This window comes from Salinicola corii, from assembly GCF_008298015.1.
In the GTDB taxonomy this organism is placed as follows: domain Bacteria; phylum Pseudomonadota; class Gammaproteobacteria; order Pseudomonadales; family Halomonadaceae; genus Salinicola; species Salinicola corii.
Map to the genome: position 1 here is coordinate 321,269 of NZ_VTPX01000002.1, position 24,678 is coordinate 345,946.

At 64.5% G+C, this 24,678-nt stretch carries 24 protein-coding genes and 1 tRNA gene; 12 read left to right on the forward strand and 13 right to left on the reverse strand.

Annotation, left to right across the window (positions count from 1 at the left end; translation table 11 throughout):
• Positions 1-20: 20 nt before the first annotated feature.
• Positions 21-1,481, forward strand: a complete 1,461-nt coding sequence (gene pdxR / locus F0A16_RS05465) for a MocR-like pyridoxine biosynthesis transcription factor PdxR (protein WP_149434371.1) — start codon at positions 21-23, stop codon at positions 1,479-1,481.
• Positions 1,482-1,544: 63 nt separating this feature from the next.
• On the opposite strand, the gene F0A16_RS05470 is transcribed toward pdxR, so the two are convergent.
• Positions 1,545-2,873: an aspartate aminotransferase family protein gene (locus F0A16_RS05470; protein WP_149434372.1), complete on the reverse strand. Its 1,329-nt coding sequence runs from the start codon at positions 2,871-2,873 to the stop codon at positions 1,545-1,547.
• 219 nt (positions 2,874-3,092) lie between these two features.
• Between F0A16_RS05470 and F0A16_RS05475 the strand changes: the two genes are divergently transcribed.
• Positions 3,093-3,866 carry a sulfite exporter TauE/SafE family protein gene (locus tag F0A16_RS05475; RefSeq protein WP_223119713.1) on the forward strand — a complete coding sequence of 258 codons (774 nt, stop codon included), beginning with the start codon at positions 3,093-3,095 and terminating at the stop codon, positions 3,864-3,866.
• A 75-nt stretch (positions 3,867-3,941) separates the two neighbouring features.
• On the forward strand, positions 3,942-4,703 hold the full coding sequence (locus F0A16_RS05480) for an SDR family NAD(P)-dependent oxidoreductase (RefSeq protein ID WP_149434373.1): 762 nt from the start codon (positions 3,942-3,944) through the stop codon (positions 4,701-4,703).
• A 107-nt stretch (positions 4,704-4,810) separates the two neighbouring features.
• Here the strand turns inward: F0A16_RS05480 and F0A16_RS05485 are convergent, their stop codons facing one another.
• The 3 genes from F0A16_RS05485 to F0A16_RS05495 form a co-directional block, all read right to left on the reverse strand.
• On the reverse strand, positions 4,811-5,641 hold the full coding sequence (locus tag F0A16_RS05485) for a Tim44 domain-containing protein (RefSeq protein ID WP_149434374.1): 831 nt from the start codon (positions 5,639-5,641) through the stop codon (positions 4,811-4,813).
• Between the two features lie 138 nt (positions 5,642-5,779).
• Complete coding sequence (gene yaaA, locus F0A16_RS05490) at positions 5,780-6,562, reverse strand: peroxide stress protein YaaA (protein WP_149434375.1); 783 nt, start codon at positions 6,560-6,562, stop codon at positions 5,780-5,782.
• 90 nt (positions 6,563-6,652) lie between these two features.
• Positions 6,653-7,690, reverse strand: a complete 1,038-nt coding sequence (locus F0A16_RS05495) for an NADP(H)-dependent aldo-keto reductase (protein WP_149434376.1) — start codon at positions 7,688-7,690, stop codon at positions 6,653-6,655.
• Positions 7,691-8,148: 458 nt separating this feature from the next.
• Here F0A16_RS05495 and F0A16_RS05500 point away from each other — a divergent pair, with 458 nt between their 5' ends.
• The gene (locus F0A16_RS05500) at positions 8,149-8,664 is read left to right on the forward strand and encodes a tetratricopeptide repeat protein (RefSeq protein WP_149434377.1); all 516 of its coding nucleotides are present in this window, start codon (positions 8,149-8,151) and stop codon (positions 8,662-8,664) included.
• A 122-nt stretch (positions 8,665-8,786) separates the two neighbouring features.
• A complete protein-coding gene (locus F0A16_RS05505; RefSeq protein WP_149434378.1) occupies positions 8,787-9,296 on the forward strand; it encodes a 3'-5' exonuclease family protein in 510 nt (169 codons plus the stop codon).
• Between the two features lie 14 nt (positions 9,297-9,310).
• Here the strand turns inward: F0A16_RS05505 and F0A16_RS05510 are convergent, their stop codons facing one another.
• The gene (locus F0A16_RS05510) at positions 9,311-10,282 is read right to left on the reverse strand and encodes an NAD(P)H-quinone oxidoreductase (RefSeq protein WP_149434379.1); all 972 of its coding nucleotides are present in this window, start codon (positions 10,280-10,282) and stop codon (positions 9,311-9,313) included.
• Between the two features lie 109 nt (positions 10,283-10,391).
• Here F0A16_RS05510 and olsF point away from each other — a divergent pair, with 109 nt between their 5' ends.
• Positions 10,392-12,191 carry a bifunctional ornithine lipid synthase OlsF gene (gene olsF / locus F0A16_RS05515; protein ID WP_149434380.1) on the forward strand — a complete coding sequence of 600 codons (1,800 nt, stop codon included), beginning with the start codon at positions 10,392-10,394 and terminating at the stop codon, positions 12,189-12,191.
• Here olsF and F0A16_RS05520 read toward each other — a convergent pair whose 3' ends face one another.
• The 5 genes from F0A16_RS05520 to F0A16_RS05540 all read right to left on the reverse strand — a co-directional run bounded on the left by F0A16_RS05520 (position 12,192) and on the right by F0A16_RS05540 (position 14,824).
• Positions 12,192-12,740 carry an LOG family protein gene (locus tag F0A16_RS05520; protein WP_187775911.1) on the reverse strand — a complete coding sequence of 183 codons (549 nt, stop codon included), beginning with the start codon at positions 12,738-12,740 and terminating at the stop codon, positions 12,192-12,194.
• Between the two features lie 57 nt (positions 12,741-12,797).
• Positions 12,798-13,319 (reverse strand): DUF501 domain-containing protein, encoded by a 522-nt coding sequence (locus F0A16_RS05525; protein ID WP_149434381.1) that lies wholly within the window; start codon positions 13,317-13,319, stop codon positions 12,798-12,800.
• On the reverse strand, positions 13,288-13,617 hold the full coding sequence (locus F0A16_RS05530) for a hypothetical protein (protein WP_149434382.1): 330 nt from the start codon (positions 13,615-13,617) through the stop codon (positions 13,288-13,290). Before F0A16_RS05530 ends, F0A16_RS05525 begins: the two co-directional genes overlap by 32 nt.
• A gap of 8 nt (positions 13,618-13,625) precedes the next feature.
• Positions 13,626-14,114, reverse strand: coding sequence for a Cys-tRNA(Pro) deacylase (ybaK, locus tag F0A16_RS05535; protein WP_149434383.1), 489 nt, complete (start codon positions 14,112-14,114; stop codon positions 13,626-13,628).
• Positions 14,115-14,368: 254 nt separating this feature from the next.
• On the reverse strand, positions 14,369-14,824 hold the full coding sequence (locus tag F0A16_RS05540; RefSeq protein ID WP_149434384.1) for a hypothetical protein: 456 nt from the start codon (positions 14,822-14,824) through the stop codon (positions 14,369-14,371).
• Between the two features lie 35 nt (positions 14,825-14,859).
• On the opposite strand from F0A16_RS05540, the gene F0A16_RS05545 reads away from it, so the two are divergent.
• Positions 14,860-16,011, forward strand: a complete 1,152-nt coding sequence (locus F0A16_RS05545; RefSeq protein ID WP_149434385.1) for a MalY/PatB family protein — start codon at positions 14,860-14,862, stop codon at positions 16,009-16,011.
• Positions 16,012-16,066: 55 nt separating this feature from the next.
• Here F0A16_RS05545 and F0A16_RS05550 read toward each other — a convergent pair whose 3' ends face one another.
• Entirely contained in the window at positions 16,067-17,002 is a 936-nt protein-coding gene (locus tag F0A16_RS05550) for a tetratricopeptide repeat protein (RefSeq protein WP_149434386.1), read from the reverse strand.
• Between the two features lie 106 nt (positions 17,003-17,108).
• On the opposite strand from F0A16_RS05550, the gene F0A16_RS05555 reads away from it, so the two are divergent.
• Entirely contained in the window at positions 17,109-17,915 is an 807-nt protein-coding gene (locus F0A16_RS05555; RefSeq protein WP_149434387.1) for a DUF3750 domain-containing protein, read from the forward strand.
• Positions 17,916-18,039: 124 nt separating this feature from the next.
• Here F0A16_RS05555 and F0A16_RS05560 read toward each other — a convergent pair.
• Together F0A16_RS05560 and F0A16_RS05565 are read right to left on the reverse strand one after the other, a co-directional pair.
• Positions 18,040-18,116, reverse strand: a tRNA-Met gene (locus F0A16_RS05560).
• 28 nt (positions 18,117-18,144) lie between these two features.
• Positions 18,145-20,913 carry a DUF349 domain-containing protein gene (locus tag F0A16_RS05565; RefSeq protein ID WP_149434388.1) on the reverse strand — a complete coding sequence of 923 codons (2,769 nt, stop codon included), beginning with the start codon at positions 20,911-20,913 and terminating at the stop codon, positions 18,145-18,147.
• 245 nt (positions 20,914-21,158) lie between these two features.
• Here F0A16_RS05565 and minC point away from each other — a divergent pair, with 245 nt between their 5' ends.
• The 4 genes from minC to sbcB all read left to right on the forward strand — a co-directional run bounded on the left by minC (position 21,159) and on the right by sbcB (position 24,618).
• Positions 21,159-21,899, forward strand: coding sequence for a septum site-determining protein MinC (gene minC, locus F0A16_RS05570; RefSeq protein ID WP_149434389.1), 741 nt, complete (start codon positions 21,159-21,161; stop codon positions 21,897-21,899).
• A 46-nt stretch (positions 21,900-21,945) separates the two neighbouring features.
• Complete coding sequence (minD, locus tag F0A16_RS05575) at positions 21,946-22,767, forward strand: septum site-determining protein MinD (protein ID WP_110597870.1); 822 nt, start codon at positions 21,946-21,948, stop codon at positions 22,765-22,767.
• Complete coding sequence (gene minE / locus F0A16_RS05580; RefSeq protein ID WP_110597869.1) at positions 22,764-23,033, forward strand: cell division topological specificity factor MinE; 270 nt, start codon at positions 22,764-22,766, stop codon at positions 23,031-23,033. The genes minD and minE overlap by 4 nt, the downstream gene beginning before the upstream one ends.
• A gap of 91 nt (positions 23,034-23,124) precedes the next feature.
• Positions 23,125-24,618, forward strand: a complete 1,494-nt coding sequence (gene sbcB, locus F0A16_RS05585) for an exodeoxyribonuclease I (RefSeq protein WP_149434390.1) — start codon at positions 23,125-23,127, stop codon at positions 24,616-24,618.
• Positions 24,619-24,678 lie beyond the last annotated feature (60 nt).

Genomic DNA, 24,678 nt, shown 5'->3' on the forward strand with positions numbered 1-24,678 from the left:
CCACGGGGCGGGAGCTCGGCATGCTCGACCACTATTTTCATCTCGACTTCGACACCCGGCGCGGCCTTCAGGAGCAACTGCGCGAGGCGCTGCTCGACGCGATTCACACCGGTACCATCCCCACCGAGGAGGCGCTGCCCTCGTGCCGCAAGCTGTCGCTGCAGCTCGGCATCTCGCGTAACACGGTGGCGCTGGTCTACGAAGGGCTGGTGGAGGATGGGTACCTGGTCAGCCGGCCGCGCAGCGGTTACTACCTGCACGATGCCTATCACGAGCCCGATGCACTGGAAACGAACCCGGCAACGCACGACGAGATCGTCGATGCACCTTTTTGGGGCGGTCGTTTCACCCATCGGCCCAGCCATCTGCAGGGTGTTCTGCGCCCCAGTAACTGGATGAGTTACGAATTTCCCTTCGTCTATGGCCAGTTGGATACCCGGCTGTTTCCGCTGGAGCAGTGGCGCGAGACCTCGCGGCGGCTGCTCGGTGGACGGCGCGAACGACACTGGTTGGGCGACCGTTACGATCAGGACGACCCGATGCTGGTCGAGCAGTTGCGTACGCGGGTGCTGCCCAAGCGCGGCATCCATGCGCGCAGCGACGAGATACTGATCACGCTCGGCTCCCAGAACGCCCTGTTCCTGATCGCCCAACTGCTGTTCGACACGCGCACCCGGGTGGCGATGGAGAATCCCGGCTACCGCGAAGCGGCCAACGTCTTCCTGCGCCAGGGGGCACGACTGAGCTATCAGCGGATCGACGCTGAAGGCATGTGCCTGGATGCGGCAGCGGCCAGGAGCGACTATCTCTACGTGACGCCCAGCCACCAGGGACCGACCGGGATCACCATGAGCCGCCGTCGACGCGAGGCGCTGATCGAGCAGGTCCAGCGCCGCGACCAGATCGTGCTGGAGGACGACTACGACGCCGAGGTCAATTTCGATCGTCACGCCCAGCCGGCATTGAAGGCGAGCCGGGCGGGTTCCCGCGTGATCTACATGAGCAGTCTGTCGAAACCGCTGTCTCCCGGATTGCGGCTGGGATACGTGGTGGCCGATGCCGAACTGATCGAGGAGTTGCGGGCGCTACGGCGGTTGATGTATCGCCATCCGCCCTCCGGTCTGCAGCAGCAGTTGGCGCAGTTTCTCTCCCAGGGACACTACGACCGGTATTTGCGACAGTTCTCCGACGAGATGCGTCACCGCTGGGAGATCATGGATGCCGCGATCACTCGCGAACTGCCCGACTGTCGTCGGGTCGGGGGAGATCATGCCAGCGTGTTCTGGCTGGAGACACCGGATGCGATCGATACGCAGCGGCTGGCCTGGCAAGCGGCGCAGCGCGGCGTGCTGATCGAGCCGGGCTTCCAGCACTTCTTCGACCCGGCACCGCCACGCAACTACATGCGCCTCGGGTTCGGCGCCATCGATGCCGAGCGTATCGAACCCGGGATCCAGCGACTGGCGCAGGCCTTCGGCTAGCCCCGACCCCAGACGACAGCGACCGGCAAGTCGCCGGTCGCCAGTCCGATCTCGCGAACCCGATCAGCCAGCCGCAAACTCGCCCAGCACGTCATCGAGGATCGCCAGCCCCTCTGCGACTTCCGCGTCGCTGACGATGCACGGCGGCACCACGTGAATGCGATTCTCGACCACGAACGGTAGCAGTCCCTTGGCGATCAGCGCGTTCTTGATGGCGCCCATTCGAGCAGCCGGTAATGGGGTACGGGTATTGCGATCGCTGACCAGCTCCAGCGCGTGGAACACGCCGAGGCCGCGGGTTTCGCCGATGATGGCGTGATCCCGTGCCAGCTGCTGGAGGCCGGCAGCCAGTGGACCGTTGCCGATGCGGTCGGCGTTTTCCACGATCCCTTCGTCGCTCATCGCATCCAGCGTGGCGACGATCGAGGCCATCGCCAGCGGATGGCCCGAGTAGGTCAGCCCGCCGAAGAACATGTGATCGTCGAAATGGCGGCAGATCTCGTCGGAGATGATCACCCCGCCGGCCGGCACGTAGCCGGAGTTGACCCCCTTGGCGAACACGATCAGGTCCGGCCTGGCGCCGAAGTGCTCCAGTGCGAACCATTTGCCGGTACGGCCGAAGCCGGCCATGACCTCGTCGAAGATCACCAGAATGCCGTACTGGTCGGCCAGCTGGCGCACGCCTTCCAGGTAGCCCCTAGGCGGAATCAGCACGCCGGCGGTGCCCGGAATCGATTCCAGCAGGATGGCAGCGATGGCGTTCGGCCCCTCGCATTCGATTACCCGCTTCAGGTGCTGCAGCGCGCGCTGGCACTCCTCTTCCTCGTTGCCGGCCCAGAAGTCACTGCGGTAGAGAAACGGATTGAAGAAGTGCGCATGCCCTCGGGCGAACTCGTTGGGCACCCGCCGCGGATCGCCGGTGGCGACGATGGCCGAGCCGGTGTTGCCGTGATAGGAGCGGTAGGCCGACAGGATCTTGTCGCGACCGGTCACGCTGCGCGCCATGCGCATGGCGTTTTCGTTGGCGTCGGCGCCGGCGTTGGTGAAGAACACCTTGCCGAAGCCGGATGGCGCCCGATCGAGAATCCGCCTGGCCGCCTCGCCGCGAGCGAGATTGGCGTGCGCCGGGGCGATGGTGGTCAGCTGCTCCGCCTGGGCCTGGATGGCGGCGATCACCTTGGGATGCTGGTGACCGATGTTGGTATTGACCAGTTGGCTGCTGAAGTCCAGGTACTCCTTGCCAGCGTAGTCCCACAGCCGGCAGCCCTTGCCCCCGGCGATCACCAGGGGCGACAGGTTGCCCTGCGACGACCAGGAGTGGAACACGTGCCGGCGGTCGAGCCGATGGACATGCTCATTGGAAACGTCGTCGTTGATGAAGGTGTCGGTCATGGCAGGGTTCCTGTTGTGTGGCGTTCACTGTCTCGATTCAAGACTAGGGGGCGATGGTTCGATCGCGTAGAGCCAGAATGCGGTGGCGACCGTGACAGTCATGGAAAGATGTCCCGACCTGGTTGCCGAACTGGCCCTACCCGGCGCGGTGTTGGCTGGGTAGGGTGGCTGATTCCACGATATCGGTGGCCAGGAAAACGGCGGGAGGAGTTCGTCCCCATGATGTCATCGATGCCGCTGCTGGGATCGGCCATGGCGCTGGCGTGCTTCGCCGGACTCGTCAGGGGCTATTGCGGCTTTGGCTTCGCCATGTTGCTGGCGCTGGGGCTGACGCTGTTGCTGCCGCCGATCGAGGCGGTGCCGCTGGCGCTGCTGCTGGACCTTTTGACCAGCGTCGGCCTGTGGCGCCGGGCCAGCCGGCTGGCGGAGTGGCGCCTCCTGCGCCGGTTGCTGTGCGGCATGCTGGTGGCGACCGCCGTCGGCGTGAGCCTGATGGCCATGTTGCCGGCCGCGCCGATGCGGGTCGCCATTGCCGTGCTGGCGCTCCTTGGTGCGCTGGCGCTGCTGGTGCGTCGCGAGTCGTCCGCCAACGATGACCCGGTAGTAACCGTGTCGCGAGGGCAAGGGACGTGGCCTAGTGTCGCGGCTGGCGCCTTTTCGGGATTGTGCATGACACTGGATTCTTCGGGGGGCCCACCGCTGATGCTCTATCTGTTGCATCGGCGTATCCCTCCGCTGAAATTACGCGCGATTGCTATCCTGTTCTTCGCCGCCAGCAGTAGCGCATCGCTGATCGGACTGGAGATGGCGGGGGAATTGGGGCGAGAGACCTGGGTTCGGGCGGCCTGGCTGCTGATACCTGCGCTGGTCGGCAACCTGTTGGGGCAATGGTTCTTCGAACGCTCCCCGCCGCGCTCGATGAAACTCGCCGTGGCGCCGCTGCTGATGGTGCTGTCGCTCTGGGTGCTGGCCCATGAGGCGTGGCAGGGTTAGCTGTGCTCGGGGAGCGCCGGCAACGTGACATGGGGCGGAGATGCCCCTTTCTATCGAGATATGAAGGAGAATGACGTGAGCGATGTTGTTTTCATTACCGGGGCGACCTCCGGTTTCGGTCGTGCCGCAGCCCATCGTTTCGCCGGGGCCGGCTGGTCGCTGGTGCTATCCGGTCGCCGTGACGAGCGTCTGGAGGCGCTGAAAGCCGAATTGGCCGACAAGGTCGCGGTGCATACCATCGTGCTCGACGTGCGTGACGATGAAGCCGTGCAGAGGGCCGTCGATAGCCTGCCGGAAGACTTCAAGCGGGTACGCACGCTGGTCAACAACGCCGGACTGGCGCTGGCGCCCCAGCCGGCACAGAAGGTGGCGCTGAAGGACTGGCACACCATGATCGATACCAACGTCACCGGGCTGGTCAACGTGACCCATGCGCTGTTGCCGACGCTGATCGGGGTGGGTGAAGGGGCGACGATCGTCAACGTGGGCTCCATCGCCGGTCAGTGGCCGTATCCGGGCAGCCACGTCTACGGCGCGTCCAAGGCGTTCGTTCAGCAGTTCAGCTACAACCTGCGCTGCGACCTGCAGGGCACCGGCGTGAGGGTCACCGATCTGGCCCCGGGCATGGCCGAGACCGAGTTCACCCTGGTGCGCACCGGTGGCGATCAGACCGCGTCCGACAATCTCTATCGGGGCACCACGGCGCTGACCGCCGAGGACATCGCCGAGCAGATGTTCTACATCGCGACACTGCCGGCGCACATCAACTTCAACCGCGTGGAAGTGATGCCGACGCGACAGGCCTGGTCGGCTTTCGCCATCGATCGCGACGACTGACATTAGTCGCGGCGCCGCCTCGGCGATGGTCGCGGCCACAACGAGAAAGACCCGAGCCTGTCATTCGCAGGGCTCGGGTCTTTTCGTTCAGGGCGGCTCCGGGCTCGTCAGGTGCTCGGATTCTGCTCGATGCCCTGAACGTACCACGGCGCGCCGTCACGCAGCGCCCGTTTCAGGTGCCAGGTTTCGTTGAACTCGGTCTCCTCGCCGTTTTCCTCGAGCACGCCATGGAACAGCACGGTGGCCTCGGCTTCGTCCTTGAACTCCTGCACGCTGCCCAGTTCGGCGAACAGGCGCACGATTTCGGTGCGATTGTTGGCCGGCTGCTCCATGCGCTCCGCTTTCAGCAGGTTGTAGAGTTCGGGCGTGACGTACTCCTGAATCCGGCTCAGGTCGTTGTTGTCCCAGGCGCGCTGAAGGGTAGTGAAGTGCTCCTTGGCGCCGGCCAGGAAACGTTCGCGATCGAACCATGCAGGCTCGGTGGCGATGCCGCCGGTGCTCGTGCCCGAGGCGCCGGTGCCCATGAACGGAGCCGGCTGGGCGCTGGTGTCATGGTGCGGTTGACCGTCATCACGATGACCGGCCGGTGCGTGCCGACGACGGCCAGCCAGTAGCCGGAAGCCGATGAAAGCGACCAGCGCGATCAGCAGGAAGTCCATCATCCGCAACCCGTCGAAGGCGCCACCGAAGAACAGCGACGCCAGCAGACCGCCCGCGAGCATTCCCGCCAGCGGGCCGGCGAAGCGCGACAGTCCGGCGCTGGGCTGGCGGGGCGGGGTGGAGGCGTTGCTGCGTGTCGTGGTCGGGGTTGGCTGCTGCACCGAGCGTGAGTAGGAGCCGAAGCTCTTGCCGCCGCCCATGCGGCGAGCCTCGGCGTGGTCGACGGCGGCGGTAAAGCCGAGCAGACCGACCATCAACATGACGAGCAGATGACGCATGGCGTTCTCCTGAAAATCAACGTTATTCCGGGCCGAGTGCCCACTTCGTGCACTCGTTGCTGCGGGCATTGTTGCAGACTGGCGTGAATGGAAGCTGAACGGGCGGCATTCCCCCCTGATTCTTTCGTCGCGTCTCTACTATCCGCGATCCCGTTCGCGACGGCGAAAGACGGGTTTTCCCGGTTTGGACTCGTCGGGTACATGGCGATAGCCGGCGATATCGAATTCGGTCAGTCTCGCTGGTTCCTCGACTCGCTCACGAATCAGCCACGCGGCCATCAGGCCGCGTGCCTTCTTCGCATAGAAGCTGATGATCTTGAACTGGCCGTTCTTCTCGTCCTGAAACACCGGCGAGACCACGTCGGCCTCGAGTTTCTTGAAGTCGATCGCCTTGCTGTATTCGTTGGAGGCGAGGTTGACCAGCGTCGAACTGCCGCTGGCGGCAACGGCCTGGTCCAGGTCGAGAGTCAGTCGCTCCCGCCAATAGGCGTAGAGATCCTTACCGGCGGTGTTCTCCAGCCGGATGCCCATTTCCAGGCGATAGGGCTGGATCAGATCCAGCGGCCGTAGCATGCCGTAGAGCCCGGATAGAATCCGCAGATGATCCTGAGCGAAAGCGTTGTCTGCCTTGCTGAAGGAGGCCGCCTCCAACCCGACGTAGACATCGCCCTGGAAGGCCTGCGCCGCTGGCTTGGCATTATCCAGCGAGAACGGTGTCTTCCAGTCGGCGTAACGGGCGGCGTTGAGCCCGGCGAGCTTGTCGCTGATGCCCATCAGTTGCGACAGCTGCTGGGGGGAATAGCCGCGCAGGATGCCGATCAGCTCTCGACTCAGGTCGAGATAGTCGGGCTGGGTGACGTCTCGGGTCGTCGAAGGCGTCTCGAAATCCAGCGTCTTGGCGGGAGAGATGATGCTGAGCATGGCGCGCTTACCCGTGTTGGAAGTGGCGTTATCGGTCGCCGGCGGCGACCATCAGGACCGAGTTTCGAAAATGAGTCCCAGGGCCGAGTTTCATGGGCAGGGATTGGAAATTCGTCGATGCACGCCCTCGATCGCCTCGACGACTTCGGCGGACAGCTCGAGCCCATCGCTGTCGATATTGGCATCGAGCTGCTCGAGGGTCGTCGCACCGATGATATTGCTGGTCACGAACGGCCGAGACGTCACGTAGGCCAGCGCCATCCGGGCCGGGTCCAGTCCGTGCTCGTGGGCGATGTCGACGTAGGCCTGGGTCGCCTCCTGGGCCAGCTCGGAGGTATAGCGCGAGAAGCGCTCGAACAGGGTCAGACGGCTCTTGGGCGGCTTCCGGCCTTCGAGATATTTGCCTGACAGCACCCCGAAGGCCAGCGGCGAGTAGGCCAGCAGACCGACGGATTCGCGGTGGGCGATTTCGGACAGGCCGATCTCGAAGCTGCGGTTGAGCAGGTTGTAAGGGTTCTGGATACTGGCGACGCGCGGCAGACCCTGGGTCTCGGCCAGATGGAGACAGCGCATGACGCCCCAGGGGGTGTCGTTGGAGAGCCCGACGGCGCGGATCTTACCGGCGTCGACGGCCTCTTTCAGTGCGCCCAGGGTCTCTTCCAACGGCGTGGCGTCGCTGTCGTCGCCCGGCAGGTAGCCCAGCTGGCCGAAGCAGTTGACGTGACGGTCCGGCCAGTGGAGCTGATAGAGATCGAGATAGTCGGTCTGCAGGCGCTCGAGGCTCGCGTCCAGCGCCTGGTGAATCTGTTCGCGGGTGTGTCGCGGGCCGCCGCGAAGATGCTCCATGCCGCGTCCGGCACCCGCCGCCTTGCTGGCGATGATCAGGTCGTCGCGCTTGCCGCGCTGCTTCAACCAGCTGCCGATATAGGCCTCGGTGCGGCCCTGGGTCTCGGGTTTGGGCGGTACCGGGTACATCTCGGCGGCGTCGATGAAGTTGATGCCGGCGGCAACGGCACGATCGAGCTGCTCGTGCGCCTCGGCCTCGGTGTTCTGTTCGCCGAACGTCATGGTGCCGAGGCACAGGCGCGAAACCTGGATGTCGGTCTTGCCTAGGGGGCGTCGCTGCATGTTGCGCTCCAGATGGGAAAACGGATGTTGACGAGCCTGAGAGGGTGTTTACAAAATGCCTGCGCTCGGCAATACGGCGTTAAAATCGGCCTCAAATGCTCATTTACCCCGTGTAAACTCCGCCTTTTCGACCGATTTTGCCTTGTCTTGCCTTCGCTCGCCGAATTTGTAAACACCCTCTGAGGCGTGATGAAAAAGCCGTTGGAAATCGTATGTTACTGGCGCCGCTGGAAAGCGGCAAACCGGCGCCGGGCGCGAGGGGTTGAGTCGCCACGCGGGCAGGCGTATCCTTGCGGCCTTTCGCCGCCCGGCCTCGGCCGTGCGCGCCTGTGAAGGGTCGATTCCGACGCGCCATAGAGCGTTGCCTGGTGTTGCGGTAATAGAAAACAAGATGCGTTCAGATCGACACGGTAGTTCGGACCGTTAACGGGTCCCAGTCTCCAGGGTCACTGTCAGTTATGCCACAGACGTTTTCTTTCTTTACGCGATTCGAGTTCCGTCTGGCCACGCAGCTCAGCCACACGCGCTGGATGACGCGTTCGCCGGGCAAGCAGCGGTTGATGCTGCGCTGGTTCAAGCGTTGCGCCGATGCCGGCCATGTCCCCGCGCGGTCGCTCTACGGCCGGGTGCTGATGCATCGTGGGATCTCCCCCCGCGACAAGTCCACCGGCGCGCGTTATGTCCTGCAGGCGGCCCAACAGGGGGATCGCCATGCGCAATACCAGGCCGGGCGCATCTACGAACTGGGTTGTTCGCAGTACCAGCCCAACGAGCACCATGCAGTGACCTGGTATGCCCGCGCGGGCGAGAACGGCCATGTCCAGGCCGCAAAGCGGCTGGCCGATGCGTATCGGCATGGCGGACTGGGCCTGCCCCACGACCCCGCTCGCGCGGACGATTGGCAGCGCTGGGCCCAACACCTTACCGAAGACAGTCCCACCGGCGAGGCGCCAGCCGCGCTCACGGCGTACTGAGGCACCCACAACCTTCCGGGGCCTTCTGCGTGACCTCCGCCACCAGCCGGGTGGCTGGATGCAGTCGCGCTTCAACACTGTCATGATGGCGCATCATCGGCGTCGCAAGATGAGACGGCATCATGGAAGGAGCCCGTGACGTGTTGCTGCCCACCCTGCTAGATATCGAGGCCTCCGGCTTTGGCCGCGGCAGTTACCCTATCGAGGTCGGCTTGGCCCGATCCGATGGCAGCCGTTGCGCGTTCCTGATCCAGCCGGTGCAGGAGTGGACCCATTGGGACCCCAAGGCCGAACTGCTGCACGGGATATCCCGTGCCCGATTGATCCGCGAAGGCCATCCGCCGATCGAGGTCGCGCGCTGGCTCAACGACGAACTGGCGGAGAGCGGCATCGCCTACAGCGATAGCTGGGGCTACGACAATACCTGGCTGTCGCTGCTTTTCGATCAGGCCCGCATGCTGCCGCGGTTTCGACTGGAGGCCCTGCGGCGTCTGCTGAGCGAGGCCCAGACCGAGTGCTGGGCCGAAACCAAGGAGCGGATAGCCGCGGAGCACGACATCCGTCGTCATCGTGCCGGCGACGATGCCCGTCTGCTGCAGTTGACCTACAAGGCCACGCTGGGCGTCGACTAGCGTACCGCGCCGGCTCAACCCTCCCCGCTGACGCTCAATAGGATCTTGCCGGTATTGGCGTTGTCCGAAAGATGTTGCATGGCCGTCTCCGCTTCCTGCACTGACCAGGTGCCGGCGATCAGGGGCTTGATCTCGCCACTGGCCAGCTTGGGCCAGACGTGGGCATGGAGCGCGTCGAGAATGGCACCCTTGGCCTTCGCCGAGCGCGAACGCAAGGTGGAGCCGATCAGGCGTTGACGCTTCATCAGCATGCGTCCCAGATTGACCTGTGCCTCGGCACCACCCATCAATCCGATCAGCACCAGTCGACCGTCGGGATTGAGTACCGCGAGATCCTGCGCGATGTAGTCTCCCCCCACGGGATCGAGGATCATATCGGCACCGCCCCAGGCCTTGACCGGGTCGACGAAACTGCCGTCGTGGCGGTTCCAGCCGGCATCGGCACCCAGTCGATAGCAGGTCTCCAGCTTGTCGGCGCTACCCGCGGTCACGAAGCAGGGGTTGCCGAACGCGCGGCAGAGCTGGATCGCGGCGGTGCCGACGCCGCTGGCGGCGGCGTGCAGCAGGACGCGCTGGCCGGTCTGCACCGCACCCTCCATGTAGAGGTTGAGCCAGGCGGTGGCGAAGACCTCCGGTAGCGCCGCCGCTTCTCGTAACCCCAGGCCCTGAGGAATGGGCAGCACCTGGGCCTCGTCGACCGTTACCTGTTCGGCGTAGCCGCCACCGGCCAGCAGGGCGCAAACGCGATCGCCGCGCCGGAAGCGCTCGACGCCGCGGCCGATTTCGACGATCGTTCCACTGACTTCCAGCCCGGGGATCTCCGATGCACCTGGCGGCGGCGGGTAGTTGCCGCCACGCTGCATCAGGTCGGCCCGGTTGATGCCTGCCCAGGCGACTTCGATGCGCACTTCACTGGCGCGCAGCGCGCCGGGGTCATCGTGCTCGCGCCATATCATCTGGTTGGCTTCGATGGCGATGGCCTGCATGACTCGCTCCTCGTTTTGATCGATTCATCCACTCTAGTCAGCGGCCACGTCGTTGTCATATCTCGCCGTCATGCTACCGGCCAGGCCGCGACGGTCGGGAGGAAGCGATATGATCGACATTGCCGAGACACTCGAAAATCACGTCAAGCCGTTCCCCAAGCTGCCGCGTTGGGTGCAGCGGCTGAGTATCGCACTGATCCGCGGATTGGTCCGCGAGAGAGAGATCAACCGGTTTCTGAGTGCGCACGCCGATACCCGAGGTATCGGTTTCGTCGAACGGGTGCTCGATGAGTTTCGCTTCGGCTACACGCTGCCGTCGCGGGAGCGGGAGAACATCCCGGTGACCGGACGGGTACTGATCGTGGCGAACCATCCGCTGGGGGCGTTGGATGGCCTGGCACTGTTGAAGATGGTTTCCGAGGTGCGTCCGGACGTCAAGATCCTGGCCAGTAGCCTGTTGATGCAGCTGGAGCCGCTGCGCGACTGTCTGCTGCCGGTGGACAACCTCTCTCGCCGGGGCTTTCGCCGCAGCCTTGCCGAAATCGGCGGGGCGCTGGACCGGGAGGAGGCGGTCATCGTGTTCCCGGCCGGCGAGGTGTCGCGAGCCGGTCCCCATGGCGTGCGCGACCGGCGTTGGCAAGGCGGTTTCCTGCACCTGGCGCGGCGTTACAACGCCCCGATCCTGCCGCTGCACGTGCAGGGCAGGAACTCCTGGCTGTTCTATGCGCTGACGATGCTGCGGAACGACCTGGGCACACTGATGCTGCCGCACGAGATGTTCCGCCAGCGTGATCGTCAACTTTGCGTGCGCGCCGGTGCGCTGCTGTCGATGGAGCGGATCGATCGCGATGGGCTCTCCACCGCGGTCAAGCTCAAGTTGCTGCGCAAGCATGTCTATCGGCTGGGGCGCGGACGCAAACCGGTGTTCCTGGGGGAGGCGGGCATCGCGCACCCGGAGAGCCGCCTGGCATTGCGGGAGGCGCTGCGTGATGCCCAGCACCTGGGGGAGACCGCCGATGGCAAGCAGATACTGTTGTGTGACGGCCAGATGGACAGCGTGGTCATGCGCGAGCTGGGGCGGCTGCGCGAAATCGCTTTTCGCCGTGTCGGTGAAGGCACGGGGCGGCGCCGCGATATGGATGCCTTCGATGCGCATTATCGGCACCTGCTGGTGTGGGACGACAGGGACCTGGAGATTGCCGGCGCGTACCGGCTGGGCGAGGTCGGACGGATCCTCGACGCGCATGGCATGGAAGGGCTCTACTCGCCAACCATTTTCCACATGGAGAACGCGCCCTGGTCGGAATGGCGTCATGGGCTGGAGCTGGGGCGCAGTTTCGTCCAACCGCGATACTGGGGGCGTCGTAGTCTCGACTATCTGTGGCTCGGGCTCGGTGCCTATCTGCGCCACCATCCCGAGATACGCTGGCTGTTCGGTCCAGTGACGATCTCGGGACGCGTGCCGCTGCGAGCGCGAGAGTTGTTGGTCGGCTACTACCGTCACTATTACGGCGACTTGAGCGAATGTGTGCGCGCCAGGGCACCGTTCAGTCTCTCGGAGGCGGGGCGCATGGAGGCGGAGCGGCTGTTCGGCGGCAATGATCGCGACGAGGATTTCAGACGACTGCGCGATCAGTTGGAGGCCTTGGGCGTGAGTGTGCCCGTCCTCTACAAGCAGTACTGCGACGTGGCCGAACCGGGGGGCGTACGCTTCATGGATTTCGGTGTCGATGCCGATTTCGGCTATTGCCTGGATGGCCTGGTGGTGGTCGACGTGACACGGCTGAAGCCCGAAAAGCGACGGCGTTACATCGGTACCGACGCGAGTGTCGCCCCGGCGGGCGGTGAGGACTTCGCCACCGCCAGTCGGCCGGTCTCGCGCCGGTCACTGCCGACGCAAACAGCGTGATTAGGCAAGCCCTGCCGCCGCGTGAAGGCGGTCGAGCAGGATGTCCGTGTCGGCCTCGGCGCACAGCGCGCGTCGGGTCGATGCATCGAGGAAGCCGTGTTCGACGGTGGTATCGAGAAAGGTCAGCAGTGGCGAGTAGAAGTCGGCGACATTGAGCACGCCGATCGGTTTGCGGTGGAGGTCGAGGTAGCGCCAGGTCCAGATCTCGAATAGCTCCTCCAGTGTGCCTATGCCGCCGGGCAGAGCGACGAATGCGTCGGCGTGTGCGGCCATGGCGGCCTTGCGTTCGTGCATGTTGTCGACGCGAATCAGCCGGGTCAGACCGTGATGCGAGACCTCGCGCTGGACCAGGTGCTCGGGCATCACGCCGATCACCTCGCCGCCCTCGGCGAGACAGGCGTTGGCCAGCCTCCCCATCAGGCCGTTACGGGCACCGCCGTAGACCAGCCCCCAGCCGCGTCTGGCAATCGCCGTACCCAGCGCTTCCGTCGCCGCGGCGAAGCGGTCGTCATTGCCTTCACGTGAACCCAGGTAAACACAGATTTGCACGCTATCGCTCCTGAGAAAAACCAGTGGAAAGAGTAAAGGTTCCGCCCGCACCCCCGCTCAGGGAATGGTGGCGGCCACGCCGTGCTCCGCATCGAGCCAGCGGCCGATGGCGTTGTCCCCGCACAGGTGATGGGCGTACTGGGTGTGCAGGCAGCGCACCTGATCCCAGTTGGTGATGCCACCGACACCCCGTTCGCGCATCAGTTGCGTGTAGCCGCGCTGCTCGACCGCGTGGCGCTGTTCGTCGGTCATGAAGTGCCAGCGCTGGCGTACGTAATCGGCATGGCTCCGGTGGTAGCTGGCGAGCCACTCGGGATCCTGCTGCAGCCGGGCCTCCAGCTCCTTGATCACGCCGCTGGCCTCGAGGCGCGACAGCACCACCTTGAGGCGCTCGCAGGAGAGCCAGTAGAGCGTCGGAAAGGGCGCATCGTCGACGATCGGCGCCATGCGCAGCACCAGCGGACGACCGTGGCCGTCGGTGGCGGCGACCGCCTCGAGGCCCCGCGGCGGGCGGCCCAACTGCTCGGCGATGATCGCCAGTTGGGCGTCAGTCGGTATCTGATCGGTGTGAATCACCATCGGGGGAATCCAGTATGACCTTGTTGGAACGAGCCACGGCGCGGTAGAAGGCCTGGCTCAGCTGCATCGGCGTGGGCGAGTAGAGGTATTCGCGCAGCAGATAGTCGCGGGCGCGCTCGACCAGCACGGTGTGCAGCCGATTGAACGGCGCATCATAGTCGTAGGGGTCGGGGCCCGGCAAACGCAGATGGGGGTAATCGGCCAGTCGCTCCATGAAGTAGTGTTCCAGCACGCGCTCGACGGCGCGGTGGCGATCGAGATCGTCGGGATCGATCCATAGGTCGAAGTCTATCGACATGCGAAGGGCTACCCGCGCCGCGCCAGATCCGCGGGGCGGGCCGCGGTCAGGGCGATCAGGTCGTCGCGCGCCAGCGACAGTTCCAGCCCGCGCCGGCCGCCGCTGACGTGCACCGTGTCCAGCGTCAGGGCGCTTGCGTCGATGAAGGTGGGCAGGCGCTTCTTCTGGCCCAGCGGGCTGATGCCTCCGACCAGGTAGCCGGTGGTGCGCTCGGCCACCGGGACTTCAGCCATCCGCGCCTTGCGGACGCCGGCAGCCCTGGCCAGCGCCTTGAGATCCAGCGTGGCATCGACGGGCACCAGGGCGACCACCAGGCGATCGTCATCCAACTGGGCGAGCAGGGTCTTGAACACGCTGGCGGGCGACAGCGAGAGCGCTCGCGCGGCATCGAGGCCATAGGAGCCCTGGGAGGCGGCGTCGGATTCGCTCGTCAGGTCGTAGCTGGTGACCTGGTGGGCGACACCGCGTGACTCGAGCAGGCGAATCGCGGGGGTCATGGCGCGACTCCCGTCGCTGCCGGGACGGGTTGCGGAAGACCAGTGGATGTTTCTAAGCCGATCACGCTATGGAGACTCCCTGCCGATGGTGATGGATGCCGAGATGACCGAACGCTGCGTACGGTGCCAACGCGAAGTGCCGTTGATGCGTCTTCAATCCCATTTCCAGAACGTTGCACCGCAAGCCGCGCTATCGCAAGCCCGAATGTTTCGCACCGAAATCACCGCGTTACGGCGCCAGTCGCTGACCGGCGTCAAATCAGCCGCAGGCCCCGATAATCCTGCCAGGCTTCGGCCAGCGGCGCCGCCAGGCATTCGCGCAAATGCTCGGGCAAGCTGTCGCGAGCCGTCTCGCAGGCTTCGAATTCTCGATTGTGCAGCCAGCAGTAGGCCCAGGCGCAGGCTTCGTCGTGATCCCGAGGCAGTGGTTTGGCCGGCATCTGCACCAGCAGGAACAGTGCCGTTCTGGCCGCCCAGCGCGGCGGGGTGGCGTCACCGCTCCAGTGAGTCAGCATTTCGCCGTTCGGCGTCGACTCAGGCTCGCCCAATTTGGCGATGCGCGCCGTATCGGCCAGAATCATGGCCAGGCGGTCCGGGTCGGCCTGGCCCAGCATCAGCCAGTGGCCGACCAGTTTCGAACTACCGGCCAGGACCCGAGTGTAGAACGATCGGGAAGAAGCGCTGTCGGGCTCGTCAGGCCGCTCGCACATGTTTGTCCATCCATTCCGATGATGAGATCACTATCGTGAATTTCGATTTTGCCACGCGTATCGATCGCCGCCAGCACCCCTCCACGAAATGGCAGCAGTACGAGGAGGACGTGCTGCCACTGTGGGTCGCCGACATGGATTTCCGCTCGCCGCCAGCGGTGCTCGAGGCGCTGGCGCGACGCGTCGACCATGGGGTGTTCGGATACGCTGGCGTGCCGGAGAGTCTAAAGCAAACGCTGTGCGAGTGGAGCCGGCATCACTACGACTGGGCGATCGACGATGCCTGGCAGCTATGGGTGCCGGGCGTGGTGCCGGCGCTCAACCTGGCGGCGATGGCGTTCAGCGATCCTGGCCAGGGCGTGCTCACCGCGACGCCGATCTATCCGCCCTTCCTGAGCGTGGCCAGAAACACGGGGCGAGAGGCGCAAACCTTCGAGCTGGCCTCACCCTCCACCGCAGGCGGGCCATGGCGGCTCGATCTCGAGGCACTGGAGGCGGCGATTCAGCCCAACACCCGCGTATTGCTGTGGTGCCATCCGCACAACCCCACCGGCCGGGTATGGACGGTCGAGGAGCTGAAAGGGCTGGCTGAACTGGCGGTACGTCACGACCTGGTCGTCATCTCCGACGAGCTGCATTGCGACCTGATCCTCGACCCGTCGATAGCGCACCGGCCCCTGGGCCGGCTTTGCCCCGAGCTGTCAGAGCGACTGATCACGCTGTGGGCGCCCTCCAAAACGTTCAATATCGCTGGGCTGTCCTCCGCGTGCGCGATCATCGCCAACGACGGCCTGCGCCAGCGCTTCAAGGCCGCGGCTGCCGGTCTGTTGCCGAGCGTCAACGTGCTTGGCCTGAGCGCGTCGCAGGCCGCCTACGGCGAATGCGAGGAGTGGAGGCAGGCGCTGCTGGGCGAGCTGCGAAGCCATCTTTCACTGGTGGAAGCACACGTTTCGCGGTGGCCGGGCGTGACCATGACGGCTCCGGAAGCGACCTATCTGGCGTGGCTGGACCTGCGTCACAGCGCGTTGGCCGATGCGCCTCAGCAGCGGCTGCTCGAGGAGGCTCGCGTCGCTCTCTCCGATGGCGCCGATTTCGGCTGGCCGGGATTCGTCAGGCTCAACTTCGGTATGCCGAGGAGCTGGCTGGAGGAGGCGCTGATGAGGCTGGACCGGCTGCTGGCGCCGTGACCGAAAAGCAACGCCCGGCGCCAGCGCCGGGCGTTGCCTGCATTGCTGTTGCCACTCAGTAGAGCATGGCGAATAGACGACGGCGGTAGGCGACCGTCAGCGGGTGCTCGGCGCCCAGCGCGTCGAAAACGCGCAGCAGCGTCTTGCGTGCCGCGTCTTCGCCGTAGGCGCGGTCGCGTTTCATGACGGCCAGCAGCGCCTCCAGGCCCGCTTCGTACTGGCCGTCGGCGATCTGGCGCATGGCTCGCTGGTACTGCGCCTCGCTATCGTCGCGCTCGCCCAGGGCGTCGATGTCGGCCTGGCTCCAGGCCTCTTCGCCAAACTCGATGCGTGCACGCACGCCGCGCGCCTTCGCCGCATCGCGATGTTCCGGCGGCAGGTCGTCGAGCTTGCGTTTCGCATCGTCGGCCCGACCCGCTGCCACCAGCACCCCGGCCAGATCGATCTGGTAGTCGTAATGCTCGGGATACTGCTGTATCAGTTCCTGGTAGATGGCCTGGGCGGTTTCGGTGTCGCCGGAGGCCAGTGCTGCTTCTGCCATCTCTTCGGGGCTTTGGGACGCCTCCGCGGGCGCTTCCAGATATTTTCCCAGCCATTCGCGGACCTGCTTTTCCGGGAGCGCGCCCTGGAACTGGTCGTAGAGTTGGCCCTGGGAAATGAGCTTGACGTCCGGTACCGAGCGCACACCCAGCTGCGAGGCGATCTGCGGGAATGCTTCGATATCGAGTCGGGCCAGAACGAACGCCCCGGCGTACTCCTGGGCCAGCTTCTCGAGTACCGGCTTCAGGTTCTTGCAGGGCTCGCACCAGGAGGCCCAGCTCTGCAGCAGCACCGGATGCTGCATCGAACCCTCCAGCACGACCTGCTGAAAGTTTTCCAGCGTGACGTCGACGATGACGTCATCCGGGGCGACATTGTTGCCGGCGCCGTTGTGGCTGCTTTCTTCCGGTCCGGTCAGCGGCTGCCCGGTGCGAGGATCGACGATAGCCATGCGAAAAACCCTTGATGTTCGATTCGAGATTGGGGACTGTTATGCGGGTTGTCTCGTATCGATTCAACCCCAGCGCTCGACTTAAGCTTCGGAACCCGCCTTCTCGATGTCTCTTCCCAGTCTACTCAAGCGCATTCTGGTGAGTGCGACGTTGTCGATCGTCCTGGTCGTGGCACTGTTGTCGGGGCCGGCCTATATGCTCGCTTCCCAGCAGGTGCCGCTACATGCCAACTGGCATGACGCCGATCGTTCGTCCAGTGGATTGGCTCCCGATCCGGGCGAGGTTAACGAGGCCGTGGTTCAGGTCTATGCGGCGCGCGCCTTCGAATGGCGGGGCGCCTTCGGCGTGCATACCTGGCTCGCAACCAAGGCCGAAGGTGCCGAACGGTACCGCGTCTATCAGGTGCTGAGCTGGCGCCGGCCCACGGTGGAATCCGAATATGCGCCGCCGGATCGTCGGTGGTACGGCAATCCGCCGACGCTGCTCGCCGAGCTCCGGGGCGATAGGGCGGCGCGAGCGATCGACCGCATCGAGGAGGTCGTGCCCGACTATCCGGAAGCCGATCGCTATCGGATCTGGCCGGGCCCCAACAGCAATACGTTCATCGCTTGGGTCGTGCGACAAGTGCCGGAACTCTCCGTGGATTTTCCTCCCAATGCCATCGGCAAGGATTATCTCCCGGGCCGGGTCGTGGCGAAGGCACCGACACATACCGGCTATCAGTTCTCGCTGGGTGGTCTGTTTGGCGTGATGCTGGCCTGGGACGAGGGCTTCGAGCTGAACGTGCTGGGGCTGACGGTCGGGTTCGACTGGCAGTCGCCGGCGCTCAAGCTGCCCGGTGTCGGTCGGGTCGGCATGGCCCAGCCGACGGGGAGCTCGGGAGAGAAAAGCGTCGATCAGGACGTCCCGTGATCACATGGAGGGGGCGATCGGTGAGCGGGCCTGACGGAAGCGTGCTCGGCGTGGTGGGAGGTGTGGGGCAAAGAGCGGAGACCAAAAAAAACCGGCGCCTGGGGAAGGCACCGGTCAAATAATTTGGTAGCGGGGGCCGGATTTGAACCGACGACCTTCGGGTTATGAGCCCGACGAGCTACCAGACTGCTCCACCCCGCATCAATGTGTGGCGTATTATACGTATGGATTAGATGATGTCAATGGCCTCGGCATCACGATGACGACCATTTTGTCCCAGGTGCGCCATCACGCTATCGAAAGCCGGTTCATAGCGCTCCCAGGTCTCCATTGTTAGCGGGGCCGTCGACATCAGGCGCAACAGGGTCTGCCGGAGCTCTTCAGGGGGTGTCGGTGGCCGGCCCAGTCCATCGTTGAGCCGCGCGACCTGCACCTCGAGGCGCAGTGGCTCCAGTGCTTCGGGGATGGCGTCTCCCGCCAGCAACGCCAATTGGACCAGGCAGCGTTGCAGGGTCTCTTCGGCCTGCGCCGGTGATTGTGCCCGGCACTGCTCGGTCTGGGTCTCGATTGCCTGGCGCAGGTCTCCGGCGAGCTGGCTGGTATCGAGCTCGCCCCGGAGCGACTGACGCATCCAATGGCGGTAGTCCGGCCACTGCTTTGCTTCTTCCACCAGCGCGAGACGATCCAGCGTGATCTCGCGGGCGTGGACGATTCCCTGCCAGCGCTTTTCCATGCCGTCGCTACGCCGGCTGCGGGGCAGCGGCGCCAGCCGTTGGGCTTCCGCCAGGGCCGCATCGAGCACATGACGCTCTGTGGCGGAATCCGGCTGCCAGGCGTCCACGCGGTCGATCAGCGCCTGCATATCGTCGAAGCGTTGCTGCTGACGTGTCTGCTGCTCGCCACGGGCGGCGTCGCGGGCCGTGAAGATGTCGTCGCAATGGCTTCGGAACTGGCGCCACAGCGTCTGCTCGATGCCCTTGGGGGCGCGGCCAAGGTCTCGCCAGCGCTGTTGCAGCGACTTGGCCTGCTCGGCGCGTTGATTGGCCGGGGCCGAGTCTTCCGCCAGCCGCCTTGCCTGCTCTACCAAGTCGCGCTTGTGCCCAGCGACATCACCGGCACGTTCGTCGATCAGCGACTGCAATTGCCGGCGCAGACGCGCGTAGCGACGGCCGGTCGAGGCCGCCTGGCGTCGCGGCACCGGCCAGTGATGGTCCCACTGCTCCTGGGCGGCATCGCGGACCTTGCGCAGTCCGTCCGGATCGGCGTCGGAGGAGGGGTTGGCCAGCAGCGCTTCCAGCTGCTCGCACAGGGACTGCCGGGCGACGAGGTTATCCTGTTCCCGCGACTCTAGCTCGGCTTCCCAATCTGCCAGTTGCCCATGCAGGGCATCGGATGCGTTGCGGAAGCGCTGAGCCAGCTCACGAGTCGCTGCGGCATCGCCGAGTTGGCGCCATTCCCGAATCAGTTGCTGATGGTGGCGATGGCGCTCTGCGTCGGAGCGCTCACGCGCCTCGGCCAACCCTTCTATGGCCGCCAGCAGGGCTTCACGCTTCGGCGCCGCGGCAAAACCCCGCCAGTCTCTCAGCTCGGCGAGCCGAGCGGTCTGCTGTTTGTATACCTGATCATGAGTCGGCGACAGCGCCTGGTCGCTCGTTTCCAGGTGCTGGCGTATACGGCGATGCAACTGCGAGGCTGGTCGGTAACGACCCTGATCGAGTTCTTGCGTCAGCGCCTCGAGTTGAGCCGCAACCTCTTCCTCCGGCCAGCGGTTTTCGGTCTTGGCGGTGTTTTCCATGTTGGCGCCGTGCTGGTCGACCGCAGCCTGGCGCTGGGCATCGAGTACCAGTTCGGTTGGCGGCAGTTCGCTCGGCCACGCCAGTCGGTCGAGAACCGGCTGTAGCGGTTGTTCGCCCTTCAGACCCGCGCGAAGGGCGGGCGCTTCGGCCTGAAGTCGCTCCCAGGCCTGCCAGATCGACTGCGCGCGATGATCGAGGGCCAGATAGCGTTGCTGGAAAGACTCGCTCACACCGTAGTGGTCCGAGACGTCCTGCCAGCGCTCCTCCTGCAGATGCCACTTGCCTTGCAGGGCTTGCAGCACTTCGGGAGTCAGACGTTCTGCCTCCAGGGCAATCTTCAACGCCTGGTCCAGGGCGTCGAGAATGCCCTCGCGGGTTGCTTGCGCCTCGGATTTCTCACGCTTGACGCGTTCGATCTCGTGATGTCGATGCTCGTGCTCGGCGATTCGCTGGCGGCAGCGCGTCACGGCGGCATCGAACCGCGCATGCTGCATGTCGTCGGCGTTGCCCGTCAGCGCCTCCCAGTTCTTGACCCAGTGCTTCAGGCGCGCCTCGAACATAGGCTCCCAGGGCCGGTGAGCCTGGGTTTCCAGCGTCTCCAGCAGTTTTTCGCGCTCGGCCTCTTCCCGGGTCTGCTGCTCGGCATCGGCGCGCAGACTCGCCAGGCGCTCGCGGGCGAGACGCGCGACCTGCTTGTCTCTGCGAGCCCGCTTGATAAGCAGCGCCAGGCCCTCGGAAGAGGTGACGCGTTCCGCCGCGGCGTGACGCACGGCAGTGATGCCGTTTTCACAGGCGTGGTGGATCAGGCGGCTCTCGTCATCGATATGGGTCAGGGCGGACAAGCGCAAGGCCTGGTTGTCACCATGGCTGATCAACGCATCGATCAGTGCCAGATCCTGGAGTTGTTCGACCGTCGCCAGACGTGTGTTGAGATCCGGGCTGGGCGAGACCCGCCCGCCGAGAAGATCGACGAGGCGCTGGAAAGACTCTTCGCTGGGCGACTGGCCGTGCCATTGGAACAGCGGGTCGAGATCCTGCACCCGTGCCAATGCCGCCTGGCGAACGCTGGCCGACTCGTCCAGAGCGAGCCGACGGAGCGTATCGAGTTCATCCGGGCTCAGCTGTGACGCGGCTTGTGCTCGGACGGCGGGATCCTTGTGTCGCCAACGGGGAGAGAACAGACGTTGAAAAAGTCCTGGCATGGCCGGTGTGGCATCCTGAAAAACGACGGGCTGGCAGAGGTCGGCCTCGCAATTTCGCGGCGCCGACGGCAACTATCTATCTAACCATTTGACGGCCGGCGGTAAAAGCCCGATTCGCCGGTGGCGTCGGTTAGCGGAGACACCTGACAAAAGGTATGAGGAACCTTATGATCGGTTGCAGCGACATCCGCCCTCGCTTAGCTTAGGGCCTGTAAACGCCATTTCCCCCGCTGCGGAGTTCGGTCATGAGTCTCAACAGGGATCGGGCAGATACTGCCTTTACATTCAAGGGTGGCATGCTGCCGATGACAGTCATGGAATTGGCCAGTGGCGATCCGGAGCGCATCCGTGCGCAGTTGGCCGGCAAGATCAATCAGGCGCCAGCCTTTTTTCAGCATACGCCGGTGGTGTTGAGTGTCGAGCAGCTCGATGAGCCCCATCTTGCTCTCGAGCGCATCTGCGCCGTGTGTCGCGCACACAAGCTGCTGCCGGTAGCGGTACGTGGCGGCACGGACCCGGTCAAGCAGTCGGCGTGGGCGCTGGGGCTGGGTTGGTTTCCGCCGCAGGAGAGCCGTCCACGAGCTGTCGAGACCAAACCGGTCGAAGCAGCGGCCGAAGCGGAATTGCCGGTGCCGCCCCCGGAAACGGCCGTGCAGGCGGGAGGGCGCATCCATCGCGGCACGGTGCGTTCCGGCCAGCAGATTTCTGCTTCGGAAGGTGACCTGGTCGTGATCGGGGCCGTCAATCCCGGCGCCGAGGTGCTGGCGGCGGGGAGCGTGCATGTCTACGGGTCGTTGCGGGGACGGGCGCTGGCTGGTATCCATGGTGATCGCGAAGCCGGTATCTTCTGCCACGATTTGCATGCCGAACTGCTCTCCGTGGCAGGAACCTACAAGCGCCTCGAGGATATCGACCCCAAGATGCTGGGATGTTCGGTGCAGGTGCAGCTCAAGGAAGACCAGTTAAGGATCTCGGCGCTGACCTGAATGGCGCGGGAACGATCAATAGTTATCGGGTAACAGGAAGCTCATCTTGGCCAAGATCATCGTTGTAACATCCGGTAAAGGTGGCGTCGGTAAAACGACCAGCGCGGCGGCTATTGCCACAGGGCTGGCACTGCGCGGCAACAAGACCGTGGTCATCGACTTCGACGTGGGTCTGCGAAACCTGGATCTGATCATGGGCTGCGAGCGCCGCGTCGTCTATGACCTGGTCAATGTCATCCAGGGCGAGGCCGGTCTCAAGCAGGCCATGATTCGCGACAAGCGCTCCGAGAACCTGCATATCCTTCCCGCTTCCCAGACGCGGGACAAGGATGCGCTGACGCTGGAAGGCGTCGAGAAGGTGTTGATGGATCTCTCCGAAGAGTTCGATTACATCATCTGCGACTCGCCCGCCGGCATCGAACGGGGCGCTCAGCTGGCGCTCTATTTTGCCGACGAGGCGGTGGTGGTGACCAATCCGGAGGTTTCCTCGGTACGTGACTCCGACCGTATCCTCGGACTGCTCTCTTCCAAGTCGCGTCGCGCCGAGCAGAACCGCGATCCGATCAAGGAGCACCTGCTGGTTACTCGCTACAACCCCAACCGGGTCGACGATGGCGACATGCTCAACCTGGAGGATATCCGCGAGATTCTGGCGATCGATCTGGTCGGTCTGATTCCGGAGTCGGAGGCGGTGCTGCGTGCTTCCAACCAGGGGGTGCCGGTCATCCACGACGACAAGAGCGATGCCGGTCAGGCCTACGCCGATACCGTATCGCGCCTGATGGGTGAAGACGTGCCGCTTCGTTTCCAGTCGGTGCAGAAGCGCGGGCTGATCGCACGCATGTTCGGAGGAGGAGGCCGCCGGTGAGGCTACTCGATTTTCTCAAGGGCGAACGCAAGAAATCCGCATCCGTCGCCAAGGAACGGCTGCAGATCATCGTTGCGCACCAGCGTGGGCATCGGGGGCAGCCCGATTACATGCCGATGCTCGAGCAGGAGTTGCTCGAAGTCATTCGGCGCTACGTCAAGGTTGACCAGGACGCCATCAATATCAGTCTCGACAGCGATAATGACTGCTCGGTGCTCGAACTTAACGTCACGCTGCCCAACGAGGGCGAGACCGTTAAAGGCTAGGTCTGTCGGTGTGTTGAATGCCCAGGGTGGGGTGCATGAGTCGCATCGCCGGCTGTGCTAGGCTTGGCCTTTTGCGAAGCCGGAGAGCGGAATGGCCAACAGCGGAGCGGACCGTAGCAGAAAAGCCCGGTCTCAGGCAGAGCCCACATTCCTTTGGCATGACTACGAAACCTTCGGTGCCGATCCACGTCGGCATCGGGCCTCGCAGTTCGCCGCGATTCGTACCGATGCCGAATTCAACGAAATCGGCGAGCCGCTGACGCTCTACGCGCGTCCGGCCGACGACGATCTGCCCAACCCCCAGGCTTGCCTGATCACCGGAATTACGCCGCAGGCCGCGATGCGTCGCGGCCTGCCCGAGGTGGAATTCGCCGCGCGTATTCAGGCCGAAATGAGTGTGCCCGGCACCTGCTCATTGGGTTACAACAGTCTGCGTTTCGATGACGAGGTCAGTCGTCACCTGTTCTATCGCAACCTTTTCGATCCCTATGCCCGGGAGTGGCAGAACGGCAATTCCCGCTGGGATCTGATCGATGCCGTACGGGCCTTCTATGCCGTGCGCCCGGAGGGTATCGAGTGGCCGAAGCGCGACGACGGCGCGCCGAGCTTCAAGCTTGAGCACCTGACTGCAGCCAACGGCATTGCGCACGAGGGCGCACACGACGCGTTGGCGGACGTACGCGCCACGATCGACACGGCTCGGCTTCTGCGAACCCGAAATGCCAAGTTCTTCGACTACCTGCTATCGCTACGCAGCAAGCGTCAGGTGGCGGCGTTGCTCGATGTCGACGCGCGCAAGCCCATGCTGCATATCTCCCGTCGCTACCCCGCCAGTCGTGGCTGCAGCGCTCTGGTCGTCCCCTTGGCCAGACATCCCTCGAATCCGAATGGGATCATCGTCTACGATCTTGCCGTCGATCCCGCACCGCTGTTTGCGCTGACCCCGGCGGAGATTCGTGGGCGTATCTTTGTCAGCGACAGCGAGCTGGCCGAGGGCGAGGCGCGGATACCGCTGAAAGTGGTACATCTCAATCGCAGCCCCGTGCTGCTGCCGATCGCCACGGCAGATGACACAGTGGCCAAGCGTCTGGGGCTCGATCGGCCGCTGTGCGAGCGGCACTGGCAGGCCTTGTTGCAGAACCCGGAGTCAGCGAGCAAGGCTGCGGCGGCGTTTGCCGATGGACCTGCAGAGCCGCCGCAGGATCCCGACTTGATGCTCTATTCGGGTGGTTTCTTTTCGCCGCACGACCGTCAGGCCATGGAGCGTGTGCACGTTACGCCGCCCGGCGAACTGGGCGAGAGCGGGTTTGCTTTCCAGGATCCGCGCCTCGAGGAGATGCTGTTTCGAATGCGGGCTCGCAGCTATCCCGACACGCTCAGCAGCGAGGAAAAGGCCCAGTGGGATGCGTTTCGTTGGGCACGCTTGAATGACCCCAAGAGCGGCGGCATGACCCTCAAGGACTTTGCCCGCGAGATCGAGCGGCTCAACCAGACGTCGCTCGAGGACCGAGAGCGGCAGATTCTCGAGGAACTGGTGATGTACGTCGAATCGATCATGCCGGAGCAGGCGTTCGACGCCTACTGAGTCGCGGGCTGACGCACCCGACAAGCGGCATGAGAATGCAAGCCGCCCCGAACACTCATC

Bases quoted from the DNA above. Each gene is read 5' to 3' on its own strand.
- pdxR (WP_149434371.1), top strand. From the start codon at position 21: ATGCTCGACCACTATTTTCATCTCGACTTCGACACCCGGCGCGGCCTT.
- F0A16_RS05470 (WP_149434372.1), bottom strand. From the start codon at position 2,873: ATGACCGACACCTTCATCAACGACGACGTTTCCAATGAGCATGTCCAT.
- F0A16_RS05475 (WP_223119713.1), top strand. From the start codon at position 3,093: ATGATGTCATCGATGCCGCTGCTGGGATCGGCCATGGCGCTGGCGTGC.
- F0A16_RS05485 (WP_149434374.1), bottom strand. From the start codon at position 5,641: ATGCGTCATCTGCTCGTCATGTTGATGGTCGGTCTGCTCGGCTTTACC.
- yaaA (WP_149434375.1), bottom strand. From the start codon at position 6,562: ATGCTCAGCATCATCTCTCCCGCCAAGACGCTGGATTTCGAGACGCCT.
- F0A16_RS05495 (WP_149434376.1), bottom strand. From the start codon at position 7,690: ATGCAGCGACGCCCCCTAGGCAAGACCGACATCCAGGTTTCGCGCCTG.
- F0A16_RS05500 (WP_149434377.1), top strand. From the start codon at position 8,149: ATGCCACAGACGTTTTCTTTCTTTACGCGATTCGAGTTCCGTCTGGCC.
- F0A16_RS05505 (WP_149434378.1), top strand. From the start codon at position 8,787: ATGGAAGGAGCCCGTGACGTGTTGCTGCCCACCCTGCTAGATATCGAG.
- F0A16_RS05510 (WP_149434379.1), bottom strand. From the start codon at position 10,282: ATGCAGGCCATCGCCATCGAAGCCAACCAGATGATATGGCGCGAGCAC.
- olsF (WP_149434380.1), top strand. From the start codon at position 10,392: ATGATCGACATTGCCGAGACACTCGAAAATCACGTCAAGCCGTTCCCC.
- F0A16_RS05525 (WP_149434381.1), bottom strand. From the start codon at position 13,319: ATGGTGATTCACACCGATCAGATACCGACTGACGCCCAACTGGCGATC.
- F0A16_RS05530 (WP_149434382.1), bottom strand. From the start codon at position 13,617: ATGTCGATAGACTTCGACCTATGGATCGATCCCGACGATCTCGATCGC.
- ybaK (WP_149434383.1), bottom strand. From the start codon at position 14,114: ATGACCCCCGCGATTCGCCTGCTCGAGTCACGCGGTGTCGCCCACCAG.
- F0A16_RS05540 (WP_149434384.1), bottom strand. From the start codon at position 14,824: ATGTGCGAGCGGCCTGACGAGCCCGACAGCGCTTCTTCCCGATCGTTC.
- F0A16_RS05550 (WP_149434386.1), bottom strand. From the start codon at position 17,002: ATGGCTATCGTCGATCCTCGCACCGGGCAGCCGCTGACCGGACCGGAA.
- F0A16_RS05555 (WP_149434387.1), top strand. From the start codon at position 17,109: ATGTCTCTTCCCAGTCTACTCAAGCGCATTCTGGTGAGTGCGACGTTG.
- F0A16_RS05565 (WP_149434388.1), bottom strand. From the start codon at position 20,913: ATGCCAGGACTTTTTCAACGTCTGTTCTCTCCCCGTTGGCGACACAAG.
- minC (WP_149434389.1), top strand. From the start codon at position 21,159: ATGAGTCTCAACAGGGATCGGGCAGATACTGCCTTTACATTCAAGGGT.
- sbcB (WP_149434390.1), top strand. From the start codon at position 23,125: ATGGCCAACAGCGGAGCGGACCGTAGCAGAAAAGCCCGGTCTCAGGCA.